The sequence below is a fragment of the Agathobaculum ammoniilyticum genome (assembly GCF_025567315.1).
GTDB lineage: Bacteria > Bacillota > Clostridia > Oscillospirales > Butyricicoccaceae > Agathobaculum > Agathobaculum ammoniilyticum.
The window spans coordinates 1-12,046 of sequence record NZ_JAOQJE010000017.1 but is presented as its reverse complement, the minus strand read 5'-3'; the positions used below and the strand labels follow the sequence as shown (position 1 = coordinate 12,046).

At 52.8% G+C, this 12,046-nt stretch carries 10 protein-coding genes and 1 pseudogene; 2 read left to right on the top strand and 9 right to left on the bottom strand.

Going from position 1 to position 12,046, the window contains the following annotated elements; translation table 11 throughout:
* Positions 1 to 10: 10 nt before the first annotated feature.
* The 8 genes from OCV66_RS13830 to OCV66_RS13800 form a co-directional block, all read right to left on the bottom strand.
* Entirely contained in the window at positions 11 to 1,351 is a 1,341-nt protein-coding gene (locus tag OCV66_RS13830; RefSeq protein WP_082397368.1) for a TrkH family potassium uptake protein, read from the bottom strand.
* A gap of 137 nt (positions 1,352 to 1,488) precedes the next feature.
* Positions 1,489 to 1,683 carry a hypothetical protein gene (locus OCV66_RS13825; protein ID WP_054328180.1) on the bottom strand — a complete coding sequence of 65 codons (195 nt, stop codon included), beginning with the start codon at positions 1,681 to 1,683 and terminating at the stop codon, positions 1,489 to 1,491.
* A 163-nt stretch (positions 1,684 to 1,846) separates the two neighbouring features.
* Entirely contained in the window at positions 1,847 to 2,515 is a 669-nt protein-coding gene (kdpC, locus tag OCV66_RS13820) for a potassium-transporting ATPase subunit KdpC (protein WP_054328179.1), read from the bottom strand.
* An 18-nt stretch (positions 2,516 to 2,533) separates the two neighbouring features.
* Positions 2,534 to 4,585, bottom strand: coding sequence for a potassium-transporting ATPase subunit KdpB (kdpB, locus tag OCV66_RS13815; protein ID WP_107631094.1), 2,052 nt, complete (start codon positions 4,583 to 4,585; stop codon positions 2,534 to 2,536).
* A gap of 16 nt (positions 4,586 to 4,601) precedes the next feature.
* Positions 4,602 to 6,371, bottom strand: a complete 1,770-nt coding sequence (locus OCV66_RS13810; protein WP_054328177.1) for a potassium-transporting ATPase subunit KdpA — start codon at positions 6,369 to 6,371, stop codon at positions 4,602 to 4,604.
* A gap of 33 nt (positions 6,372 to 6,404) precedes the next feature.
* On the bottom strand, positions 6,405 to 6,482 hold the full coding sequence (gene kdpF, locus OCV66_RS15680; protein WP_107632145.1) for a K(+)-transporting ATPase subunit F: 78 nt from the start codon (positions 6,480 to 6,482) through the stop codon (positions 6,405 to 6,407).
* 267 nt (positions 6,483 to 6,749) lie between these two features.
* Positions 6,750 to 9,434, bottom strand: coding sequence for a sensor histidine kinase (locus tag OCV66_RS13805; RefSeq protein WP_107631095.1), 2,685 nt, complete (start codon positions 9,432 to 9,434; stop codon positions 6,750 to 6,752).
* Between the two features lie 972 nt (positions 9,435 to 10,406).
* Positions 10,407 to 10,592: a hypothetical protein gene (locus OCV66_RS13800; RefSeq protein ID WP_054328176.1), complete on the bottom strand. Its 186-nt coding sequence runs from the start codon at positions 10,590 to 10,592 to the stop codon at positions 10,407 to 10,409.
* A 52-nt stretch (positions 10,593 to 10,644) separates the two neighbouring features.
* Here OCV66_RS13800 and OCV66_RS13795 point away from each other — a divergent pair, with 52 nt between their 5' ends.
* The gene (locus OCV66_RS13795) at positions 10,645 to 10,839 is read left to right on the top strand and encodes a helix-turn-helix transcriptional regulator (RefSeq protein WP_082397366.1); all 195 of its coding nucleotides are present in this window, start codon (positions 10,645 to 10,647) and stop codon (positions 10,837 to 10,839) included.
* 671 nt (positions 10,840 to 11,510) lie between these two features.
* Positions 11,511 to 11,705, top strand: a complete 195-nt coding sequence (locus tag OCV66_RS13790; protein WP_054328173.1) for a hypothetical protein — start codon at positions 11,511 to 11,513, stop codon at positions 11,703 to 11,705.
* Positions 11,706 to 11,827: 122 nt separating this feature from the next.
* Here the strand turns inward: OCV66_RS13790 and OCV66_RS13785 are convergent.
* Positions 11,828 to 12,046, bottom strand: a pseudogene (locus tag OCV66_RS13785) (NAD(P)-dependent alcohol dehydrogenase); the annotation flags it as partial.

Genomic DNA, 12,046 nt, shown 5'->3' with positions numbered 1-12,046 from the left:
CTTTGATAATTCAGCCGACTGTAATCCGTTCCAGAGGAAGCCTTGCGCTGGAACGCATATTCTGGGGCTTGAACAGCGTAGCAAATATCAGGGTGAGCCCTCCTACTCGCCCAAAGAACATCAATGCAATCAAAATCAGATGGGACACGTCGTGCAGCTGAGGCGTGAGTCCCAGCGAAAGCCCTACGGTCCCGATTGCCGAAGCCGTTTCAAACAGGCAGCCTAAAACCTCAACGCCTTCCAATCGGCTGATCACCAGGCCACCGGCTAAAAACAGTATCAGGTACATCCCCAAAATAGTTGCCGCCTGCGATACCGTTTCGCCTGCGATCCGTCGATGAAAAACCTGTGCATCCTCTTTATGCCGGAAGGTCGAAATCATGTTTGCAAACAGGACGCCCACTGTCGTGGTTTTCATTCCGCCTGCGGTAGACCCCGGCGATCCGCCAATCAGCATCAGGATTATAATGATAAGCTGCCCGCTTTGGCTCATAACGGTTAAATCCGCAGTATTGAATCCGGCAGTTCTCGGCGTGACCGCCTGGAAGAAGGATAGCAATATACGCTCCTGTATTGGCGCTTCCGAAAATTCAAAAAAGAAAAAGTAGAGCGCCGGCAGCACAATGAGCCCGCCTGTAACGGTAAGGATAACCTTGCTCTGCATCCGGTATTTGGAGAAACGCCAGCGGTTCGTGCGGATATCGTTCCAGGTAAGGAAGCCAATTCCTCCTACCACGATAAGGCATGCGATCGTAACAGAAACCAGAGGATTATCCGCATAATCCGTCAGGGATGAAAACGGCTGCTTTATCCCCATCAGGTCGAACCCTGCATTGCAGAAAGCAGATATGGAATGAAATACTGCGTACCACGCGCCCCTTGCGAAACCGAATTCCCCGGAAAAAACCGAAAACAGCAGCATTGCGCCCAGCATTTCAATCAGCAGGGAGGTCCTCAATATAAAGCCGGTCAGCCTCACGATACCACCCACATTGGGCGCAGCAATAGCCTCCTGCACTATACTCCGCTGCATCAGATCAATTTTCCGTCCGGAAGGAATCATAAATGCGCAGGCCACGGTTACGACCCCCAAGCCGCCGATTTGAATTAATATGATGATAATCAGCTGGCCGAAAAATGACCAATATGCAGCTGTGTCATGTATGACCAGCCCAGTTACGCATACCGCAGATGTTGCAGTAAAGAGCGCATCCATAAATGACGTGCTGACGCCTGCTCTGGTTGCGGCCGGCAGCATAAGCAGCAGGCTGCCCAGCAGGATAACCAGCAGGAAGCCTGCAATGATAATCCTGAAAGGGGATTTATTGTTTTTGTGCCATACCCACCGCATCGCACGCACCTCTTAATATCCACTTATATTATCTTAACACATTATCCATGCGCAGATATTAAAACGGTATTAGCAATATAACCGCAATATTAAGAATGCATTAAGGCGCTTTGGCACACTGTTTGCGGCGCTCTGCCTCAGATCAGCCCCCAAAGCCATGCGATCGGCAGCACAATAAGCGTTGAGCAAATGCACACGGCAGCCAGCGTCACCAGAGGCATCCCAATAAAAACCATCAGGAACCCTAAAAATCTATGATGAAATATGTACCGCTCCATTGCGGCGTCAAATTGCTCTCCCCAATGGATCAGACGTTCTTTCAATGCGGGCATCTCCACTCCTCCTCACAGCTTTATCATAGAGGAAAATATCTAAATCTGGGGCAAAGATTATAAAACCGGTATTAAAACAAAATAAAAAGCGAAGGGCGGCCTGTACCATGCAGGCTACCCTTCGACCTTAAATCTTTGTATTGCATTCCGGCAGCAGCTCCGGTTACTCGGAAACCTCGCCGATCAACCCCATTTCACGGGCAATATCCAAATTAACACCCAGTACATTTACCGTTACTTCACCGAACACACCGAACATCTTGTCGGTTGTATTGTCTGCCACAATCTGGCGCAGGATGTCCTCGCTCAGACCGGAAGCCTCGGCGATTGCGGGAATCTGGATTTCGGCGGAAGCAGGGGAGATGTGCGGGTCAAGGCCGGAGCCCGAAGCCGTCATCAGGTCGGCTGGGATCTCCTCGCGCGTGACATTCGGGTTTGCCGCGAGGAAGGCCTCAATATCAGCCTCCACACGCTCGACGAGCGCGGGGTTGGAGGCGGCGTAGTTGTTGGAGCCCGAGGACAGGCCAGCGAATTCACTGCCATCATTATAGAACTGGTTGCCTTCCGCATCCTCATAGTAGGTATTGTAATGGTACGCGGACGGACGCCCCTTCATAAAATAGGGCTCGGTGAACTCTTGCCCTACATATTCGGCGCCAACCGTCTTGCCATCCACTTCGATCAAGCTGCCCGTCGCCTGATGAGGAAAGATGACCGCAGACAGGCCGGAAAGCACGACCGGAAACAGGAAGCCGCAGAGCAGCAGCAGCACCAGTGTAACCAGCACCGCCTGCCGGATATTATGCAGCAGACCGGATTTCGTGTTATTCATGATAAAATCAAAGCCTCCTTAGAAACCAATGAGGGTCAGCAGCGGGTGGATCAGGATATCAATGATCTTGATGCCCACGAACGGGGCGATGATACCGCCGACGCCGAAGATCAGCATATTGCGTGCCAGCAGCTTGCCTGAGGACATCGGGCGGTATTTAACGCCCTTCATCGCCAGCGGAATGAGGCAGGGGATAATGATCGCGTTGAAGATCAGTGCGGAAAGAATCGCGCTGTATGGCGAAGCCAAATTCATGATGTTCAGCACGCCCAGCTGCGGGATCGCCTGCATAAACATGGCAGGGATGATGGCGAAGTACTTGGCAATATCGTTTGCAATGGAGAAAGTGGTCAGCGAGCCGCGGGTGATGAGCAGCTGCTTGCCGATCTCGACAACTTCGAGGATCTTGGTCGGATCAGAGTCCAGATCGACCATGTTGGCCGCTTCTTTTGCAGCGGTCGTACCGGAGTTCATCGCAAGGCCTACGTTCGCCTGCGCAAGCGCCGGGGCGTCATTCGTGCCGTCGCCGGTCATAGCAACGATCTTGCCTTCAGACTGTTCCTTTTTGATGAGCTTGATCTTGTCCTCCGGCTTGCATTCTGCCACAAAGCCGTCAACACCGGCTTCCTTGGCAATGGTCGCCGCAGTCAGCGGGTTGTCGCCCGTACACATGATGGTCTTGATACCGATGGCGCGCAGGCGCTCGAAGCGCTCGACCATGCCGGCCTTGACCGTATCCTTCAGGTAGATGACGCCGAGGATTCGGTCGTTCTCGCAAACGACCAGCGGCGTGCCGCCGAGGGACGAGATCTGGTTTACCTGCTCATGCAGGTCGGACGGGATCTTGCCGCCCAGATCCTTGATGTACTGCTCGATGGCGTCGGACGCACCCTTGCGCACCTTGGTGCCGTCCGGCAGGTTGACGCCGCTCATGCGGGTCTGTGCAGTAAACTCGAGGAACTCGGAGCCTGGGGTCTCCTCGCTCGCGTCGCCGAGACGGCGCGCCAGCTCAAGCGTGGACTTGCCCTCCGGCGTCTCGTCGTGCAGGCTGGTCAGTGCAGCGCAGCGGATCAGCTCCTCGCGCTTCGCGCCGCCTACCGGATAGAAATCCGCAGCGAGACGGTTGCCGTAGGTGATGGTACCAGTCTTGTCGAGTATCATGGTATCAACGTCGCCGCAGGCCTCGACCGCCTTGCCGGACATGGCAATGACGTTAAAGCGGGTGACGCGGTCCATGCCCGCGATGCCAATGGCGGACAACAGGCCGCCGATGGTGGTCGGGATCAGGCAGACCATCAACGCGATCAGCGTGGACATCTGGATCTGGACGCCGGAGTACAGGCCGATCGGGTAGAGCGTTACGATAACGATCAGGAAAATGATGGTCAGCGAAACAAGCAGTGTGTTCAGCGCGATCTCATTCGGGGTCTTTTTGCGGGACGCACCCTCAACCAGCGCAATCATGCGGTCGAGGAAGCTGTTGCCTGGTTCAGAGGTAATGCGGATCTTCAGCCAGTCGGAAACAACGGTCGTGCCGCCTGTTACCGAGCAGAAGTCGCCGCCCGACTCGCGGACAACCGGAGCGGACTCACCTGTGATGGCGGATTCATCGACCGACGCAATGCCCTCGATAACCTCGCCGTCGCCCGGGATGATCTCTCCCGCGGAAACCATGACGACATCGCCTTTTTTGAGTTCGCTGGACATAACGTCCTTGGTCGAACCGTCTTCCTGCAGCAGATGCGCCAGCGTATCCTTCTGCGTCTTGCGCAGGCTTGCCGCCTGTGCTTTGCCGCGGCCCTCTGCTACGGACTCGGCGAAGTTCGCGAACAGCACGGTAATCAGCAGGATAACTGCAACGATGATATTGTAAATGCGGGCGTTTGCCGACGTGTCTCCAAACAGTCCGGGCACGAAAGACAAAAGCAGCGAGATGAGAAAGCCGATTTCAACCACGAACATGACGGGATTCTTCATCATGTAACGCGGATTCAGCTTGGTAAAGGAGCCGATGATTGCCTGACGCAGGATCTCGGGCGTCACCAGCTTCTGATTCTTTTTTTTGCTCATAGTTCCATTCTCCTCCTTAACTCCACAGCGTCAGGTGCTCTGCGATGGGGCCCAACGCCAGCGCAGGTAAGAAAGTCAGCGCAGCAAAAATATAAACAACAAATACCAGAATAATGGCAAACGACAGTGTGTCGGTATGCAGCGTGCCGGTAGATTCACTGACAAAGCGCTTTTTCATCAGCGAGCCTGCAATAGCCAGCTGGATTACAATGGACAGATAGCGGCCAAAGAACATCGCAAGGCCGGCTGTAATATTCCAGAAATAAGTATTATCTGCCAGACCTTCAAAGCCGGAACCATTATTCGCGGCGGAGGATGCGTATTCATACAGCACCTGACTCAGGCCATGATAGCCCGGATTGGTGATGCCCTCCATACCGCCCGGCGTTGCAACCGCCAACGCGGAAAACGCCAGAATCAGCATCGGATGGATGATGATGCACAATGCAGTGAGCTTCATCTCACGGCCTTCGATTTTCTTGCCGAGGTATTCCGGGGTACGGCCGATCATCAGGCCACAGATGAATACCGCAAGGATTGCGTACATAATCATGTTCATCAGGCCGACGCCCTTGCCGCCGAAGACGACGTTCAGCATCATATGCAGCAACGGGATCATGCCGCCGAGCGGGGTCAGCGTATCATGCATGTTGTTGACCGTACCGGTTGTGAACGAGGTGGTCGTGGTCGTGAACATCGCGGACTGCGCGATACCGAAGCGCACTTCCTTGCCCTCCATGCTGCCCATCGACTGGTTCAGGCCGGCGTTTGCAAGCGCCGGGTTACCCTGACTTTCCGCCCAGAAGCATACCGACAGGCCGATGATGAAGATGAGGCCCATTGCAAGGAAAATGCTGCGGCCCTCGCGGCCATAGATGCGCGCAGTCAGGCTGCGGCCCTCGTTCAGGGCAGGCGCGGTGACGCTGTTCTGGCCAGCCGCTTCCATTGCCGCCTGCTTGCGGTCACGCACCATCTTACCAAAGGTGATAACACAGGCGCCCGGCATGAGCATCATGGAGTAAAGCTCGATCAGGTTGGACAGGATGGTCGGGTTCTCCAGCGGTGTTGTCGAATTCGCGCCGAGGAAGCCGCCGCCGTTCGTACCGAGGTGCTTGATGATCTCAAGCGCCGCGATCGGACCCATTGCGATGGTCTGGAAGGTGCCTTCGATAGTTTCGACAACGACATTCGCATCAAAGTTCTGCGGAACGCCCTGCCAAACCAGCAGCAGGCCGCCAACAACCGAGAACGGGATCATAATGCGGGTTGTGATGCGCACCAGATCCGCGAAGAAGTTGCCGACGTTGTCCTTTGTCTTGCCGGCGAGGCCGCGGATAAACGCGACGCAGGCGGCGTAGCCGCTCGATGCGGAGACGAACATCATAAAGATAATGACCAGCATCTGGGAGAGATAGCTCAGGCCGCTCTCACCCGAGTAGTGCTGCAGATTGGTGTTCGTCATAAAGCTAATGATCGTGTTAAACGAAAGGGTCGGCTCCATGCCTTCAATCCCGTTCGGATTGAACAGCCCGATAGACTGGATGCGCAGGATCAGGTATCCGATGAACACCATGACCGCGTTTGTGCCAACCAGCGCAAGCGCGTATTGTTTCCAGTTCATCCCTTTCTTCGGATCGACCCCGCCGATACGGTAGATGACACCGTCTACGCGGTCAAACACCGGATCGGCAAATGTATGAGCCCCTATGGAAATATGGTACATATACCGTCCCACAGGGATGACGATGATCAAAAAAATGATAATCGTCAAAAGCAATTGAAGCATTGCTGGTTCCTCCTTTTCTTTTATCTCCCGGAATCAAAATTTCTCCGGATGCACCAGCGCATAGACAAGGTATGCGCCCAGCAGCAGGACAACAAGTCCGATCAACAGCATACTCACAGGTTTATTCCCCCTTATTCATCGTTCTCGACTTGCTTGCCGCACCATTTGATCAGCAGCCACACCAGACCGAAACAGGCCAGAAGCGTTGCAACCATCAAACAATCCATCATGGTTTATTTCTCCTTTCTGCATCACGCGCCCGCTGCCAACAGCCAGTGCAGCTGGCAGGCTTTTTATTTTGCTTCCATAGGATAATACAGCAAAATATAATAAGCGGGGATTAAGAAAACCGGGCCGGCATTAACAAGAAATAAATATTCATCCAATCCGGATTTCCGGCCTTTCTGTCCGATCCGTCCGGAAAACCGGAAGCGTAAATTGAAAAATTGTGCCGGTGGGGCGGTTATCCGATATCGTTAATTGTCCCCCGTGCAACGAAACAATTGACTGGCAGAGGCCCAGACCGATCCCCAGCCCCCTCTGGCAGTCGGCTTTTCCCTGGCCGACCGTATAAAACATATCAAACAAATGCTTTTTCGCTTCCTCCGGAATACCCGGCCCGTCATCCGCTACGATGATATGCGCCATATCGTCCTTCCTGTATCCACGCAAGGTGATGTTGGAGCCTTTTGGCGTATACTGGATCGCATTATCCATCAGATTCACGAGTACTCGCTCGACCAGCTGTGCATTCACCGAAACCATGAGCATCGGGTCATCCATCTGCACGGCAATATGATGATCCGCCAGCCTCCTGCCCAGCCGGGATACCGCCGAGCGGAACAGATCATCCAGCAGCTCGGGCGTCATTTTGAAGTTCTCCTTATCCGTCTCCAGCTGCGTGGCAACCAACAGGTTTTCTGTCATGTTGATAAGCCAATTGGTGTCGTCATGGATCAAAGTATACAGTTTTTTTCTGGATTCCCGAGGCAGCTTGTCCTCATTTTGCATCAAAATGCTCGCGCTACCGTTGATGTTGGTAAGAGGCGTCCGTAAATCATGGGAAACCGCACGAAGCAGGCTGGCCTGCAGCCGCTCTTTCTGCGTCTGGAGGGCGGCCCTGTTTTTCTCCTCTTCCAGCCGGATTCTTTCCTGGCTAAGGCCGCATTCGCTCAGGAGAGCGATCATCAGGTTCTTCTCAAAGGCATCCGGAACCGAGTACCCCACAACCGGGATGCCGACGATTCCCATGACACCCTGCGATCCGCGCACGGATAAAAACAGCCATTTGGAGTTCGGCAGCGTATTGGTCGTCGCGCCCCCATGCTTATTGTTTTTTTGCACCCATCCGGCAACGGCCATCTCCTCTGCGCTTAGCTCCGCCAAGGTTCTCTCTTCATCTGCCGGTTCAATCCGGAACACGAGCTCCTTGCCCGATTCACTCAAAGCGTAAAGAATCGGGCGGTCGAACAGACGGTTCAATTGCTCAGCCGTCAGTCTCAGGCAGTCCCACTCGGTACGTCCTTGCTGTAATTTCTGGCTGCTTTCCAGAAGCAGTTCCGTATAATAACCTTTTTGCGCAGCAAGGCGAGCCTGCTCTTTCACCCTGCTTGCGAGCGAGCTGGCAATCATGCTGGAAAAAAGCATGATTATAAATGTTACCGGATAGCTTGGGTCGTTCACCTGAAAGGTGAGCTGCGGCTCTGTGAAAAAGTAATTAAACGCCGCAACACTGAAAAAAGAACAGGCCGCGCCATAAATGTGGCTGCCGGTCCAGACTGCGGCTATCAGCACGCCCAGAATGTAGACTGTTATAATATTCGACTCACTGAAGCCCGCGTTATAAAACAAGGCTCCTACCATGGTAGAAACCAGCAGGCACAGGAGTATGCTCCCCGTGCTTTTCCATGTAAACCGTTCTTTGGGCATTCGGGACTTATGAAATGTTTTTTTGTAGAGCGGCTGCCGGTCCGGAATAATATACACATCCAGATCTGTCAGCTCAATCAGGCGGTCCGCCAACCCTTTTCTGCCGAGCAGCGGATTCTGCCGGTGATTCATCCGCCCCATCACAATCTTAGTGATGCCGCTGACCCTTGCATATTCCGCAATCTGTTCCGCCGGATCAGCGCCATACACGGTCGCAATCTGCGCCCCCAGCTGCTCTGCAAGCCTGAGATTGCTCCGCAGGCGTTTAATATTTTCTCCCGATAGCTCTTTTGTTCCCGGGGTTTGCACAAAGAGCGCGGTAAACCCGCTGTGGAACGCATCCGCCATCCGCGCCGCAGTACGGATTACCTTCGCATTGGATGGCGCCGAGGAAAGGCAAAGCAGAATATGTTCCCCTGCCCTGGCTGATTTTTCTTTTCCCTCATGCAGTGCGGCGCGGTTGAGCTGATCCGCTGTCCTGCGCATGGCGATCTCGCGCAGCGCGGCCAGATTTTCCGTTGTGAAAAAATGGCTCAACGCCCGTTTTGCCTGACGCTCCCGGTATACTTTCCCCTCCTCCAGACGCTTGACCAACGCTTCCGGTTCAATGTCCACCAGTTCAACCTGATTGGCACGGTCAAATACATGGTCAGGAATGCGTTCGTTTACCATCACCCCTGTGATTGAAGACACCAGATCGTTCAGCGATTCCAGATGCTGGACATTGACCGTAGTATAGACATTGATCCCCGCCTGCAGAAGCTCCTCTACATCCTGATACCGCTTGGTATGGCGGCTGCCCGGTGCGTTATTATGCGCCAGCTCATCTACCAGAATCAGCTGAGGCTTCCTCTGCAGCGCGCGGTCCAGATCCAGTTCCTTCAGTGTGATCCCCTTGTATGCAATCTCTTTATTGGACAGGGTCTCCAGACCCTCCAGCAGCGCCAGCGTATCCGGCCGTGCATGCGGTTCCACATAACCCACGACAACGTCAATGCCTTCCCGCTGCGCCTGATGGGCTGCTTCCAGCATTGCATAGGTTTTTCCCACACCTGCCGCATAGCCAAAAAAAATTTTTAATCGGCCCTGCTTTGCCGGCAGATCCCGGCCGGATGAAACAGTTCCCTTTTCCATATGTCCCCCTCCTTTATAAAGCGCGTATTCTCTCGTGCAAAATATAAATATCATCCCTCACCTTACGGAAAGATAAAGAAAATCCAATTTGTATTAAAACTGCATAAAGCCCACTTCCAAATACATCCATATCAGCCGATGCCCCTCCATCTCGATCACAGATTGCTGTGCTGCGGAGATGATAGGGGCAGGGCCAACGCATTTTACAAACAGGTAAAACGCTTTGTCCCTGCCCTATACATCGTGGTGTTATTCCTGATACGGTCATACAATGCGACACTATGTTCCGACATTCATATCCGCAGCGGGCGGTTGAGCTCCTATTGGCATTGTATTACGCTATCGTCACAGCACAAACTCGCTCTTACAATCCCGAGGCATAGATACTTCTACGTCACCAAAATTCATCCACATCGTTTTCCGCTGTATTCATTTCGGCTGTTATCTTCTGTATCCTCCTTATATGAAGTCTATAACCCACCGTGTCATTTCCATCTCGCTAAAATGGGAAAGAACATGGTCTGGCATATCCCAATTCTCAGATATGCCATCACACCATCTGATATATGATTTTAGTGCAATAAATAATTGAAAAGCACATGCGGATATTTCTCATCTACGCAACTGCAGCCACAGCATCGGTACTGCTTCACTTTTTCAGCCACGCTTCAAAAGCATCCAGAGAGATTTCCCCATTCCGGCACGCATCCCGATGCTTTTTCGCCTCTGCCGTCCATGCATTGAATTTTCCCGCGTCATCGTGCCGTAGCGGATGCAGGCGTTGTGCGTCTTGTAAGCACGGCTTTAGGCGCGGGGGATCGGGTTTCCGAGCAGCTTTTTCTGGTAGACACACGCGGCACCAGCATCCCGGCAGGTCTTGCTTTTTCATATTCGTGCGAACAGAGGGTAAGCGCATCGGTGTACGTTTCCAGATCTCCCAGTACCGGCGGTAAATATCCTCCGTTTCCGGGCTCAGGCAATCGAACAGAAGCGTTGCACATCTGTCCTGACCTTGTCCAGCTCATCGCGGAAATCAGTGGCAATCGAAGGAGCAATATTGTAGAAGCTTTTGACAAGCAGCGGCGCAAGCTGCATAACCAGCAGATAGAGAAAAGGATTATCCACACATGCTGGAAACGGAACAGGAGTTCGTTCCATTCCCCATGTTTTCCTCTCCTGCCTGTTCCCTCTGCAAAAAGAGGGGATGAATATGAAACGGATGGCATATGAGGACTATTCTGACGTGCCGAACGCCGAGCAGCTTGCCGCACTGCTTGGCATCTCGCGCGCGAGCGCGTACCAGTTGATGAATCGCGCAGACTTCCCCACGCTCCACATCGGCAAACGTAAATTGGCGCCCAAAGACAAAGTCCTTGCATGGGTAGACCGGCAGACCATGCCATGACCACGCAAGCGGAATTCAGCGTTTTCCGAACTTTTGGCGGCTTTTCGGCCCCGCGGTTTTGCTTCCAGGTCCAGCGGTAATTTGGCCGAAAGCACACCTTTCTTCCCATAAACCGAAAGTGCCGAAAAGGTGTACTTTTACAGGCGCTGTAAGGTTATAAATACCGCACCAAGAAGTTGTTAAACAGAAATGGCTTGCAACAAGTAAGAATTATAGCAGTGTAAAGGTAAGAGATGACAGTGCGCGTCTGCTCACTGCCGGAAGAAAAGACCGCGTTCCTGTGCTGGAGGCATCACGGAAATACCAACGGCCATGATTCTGAGCGGAGGTGATGTGTATGGCAGCTTATCTCTGTCCCAAAGCTGAAGCCATAGCAAAACCGCAGTTTTATCACACCTCCGGCATCGGAACATTGAAACTTAACTGATTGGCATCGCGTAATTGGACGGCCGTGATATATCGCAGCTTTGTAAAGAGTTGCAGCAATATAGCGCGGAGATCCAACTGACTACATGGAGCTTTCGCGAAGTCTTTTGCTATCTGCTCGAAGCGAAAGGTTACAGTGAAAAAGAACTTTGCAAAAAATGTAACCTTGCAATTGCTTGTTATGCTCTTTATCGGCATAGGATTCAGTATAACGGTATCTGAGTATCTGTTGGGACTGAGAGGGTATGGCACTCAGCAAACGAAATCTTGTCCACCTTGCTTACCGCTACTTGATCGAGAACCACCAGGGTATCCCGATCGAGGATGCAAATAAGCTCCTGACAGAACTGTTCAAGGGAACGCATACATCGCTTGACAGGATATTGTTGGGACCCAAGGGATACATACCCGACAACGACCAGACAGGTAAGAAGAAGTAAGAATGCGGCAATAAATGGAGGGATGCTTCATAAAGCATCCCTCCATTTTCTATACATATTTCTATTATCAACAAGCGCGCCCCATCTATGCGTGCCGTGATTCTAACGCCCAACAGGATTTCCTACAGCATCTTCAATACCGCCTTGATGCACTTGCCGGAGCCGGACTCCTCAAACGCTTCGTTGATCTGCTCGAACGGATAGAACTTGATCAGTTTATCAAACGGGAACATGCCCTTTTTGTAGTAGTCGAGCAGTTTGGGGATGAACAGCTTGGGAATGGCATCGCCCTCGACAATGCCGATCAGGCTCTTGGCGTCGCCCATCAGCTCGGCCTGGAT

Excerpts from the sequence above, each read along its gene's own strand:
- OCV66_RS13830 (WP_082397368.1), bottom strand. The coding sequence starts at position 1,351 with ATGCGGTGGGTATGGCACAAAAACAATAAATCCCCTTTCAGGATTATC.
- OCV66_RS13825 (WP_054328180.1), bottom strand. The coding sequence starts at position 1,683 with ATGCCCGCATTGAAAGAACGTCTGATCCATTGGGGAGAGCAATTTGAC.
- kdpC (WP_054328179.1), bottom strand. The coding sequence starts at position 2,515 with ATGAATAACACGAAATCCGGTCTGCTGCATAATATCCGGCAGGCGGTG.
- kdpB (WP_107631094.1), bottom strand. The coding sequence starts at position 4,585 with ATGAGCAAAAAAAAGAATCAGAAGCTGGTGACGCCCGAGATCCTGCGT.
- OCV66_RS13810 (WP_054328177.1), bottom strand. The coding sequence starts at position 6,371 with ATGCTTCAATTGCTTTTGACGATTATCATTTTTTTGATCATCGTCATC.
- kdpF (WP_107632145.1), bottom strand. The coding sequence starts at position 6,482 with ATGCTGTTGATCGGACTTGTTGTCCTGCTGCTGGGCGCATACCTTGTC.
- OCV66_RS13805 (WP_107631095.1), bottom strand. The coding sequence starts at position 9,434 with ATGGAAAAGGGAACTGTTTCATCCGGCCGGGATCTGCCGGCAAAGCAG.
- OCV66_RS13800 (WP_054328176.1), bottom strand. The coding sequence starts at position 10,592 with ATGGAACGAACTCCTGTTCCGTTTCCAGCATGTGTGGATAATCCTTTT.
- OCV66_RS13795 (WP_082397366.1), top strand. The coding sequence starts at position 10,645 with ATGAAACGGATGGCATATGAGGACTATTCTGACGTGCCGAACGCCGAG.
- OCV66_RS13790 (WP_054328173.1), top strand. The coding sequence starts at position 11,511 with ATGGCACTCAGCAAACGAAATCTTGTCCACCTTGCTTACCGCTACTTG.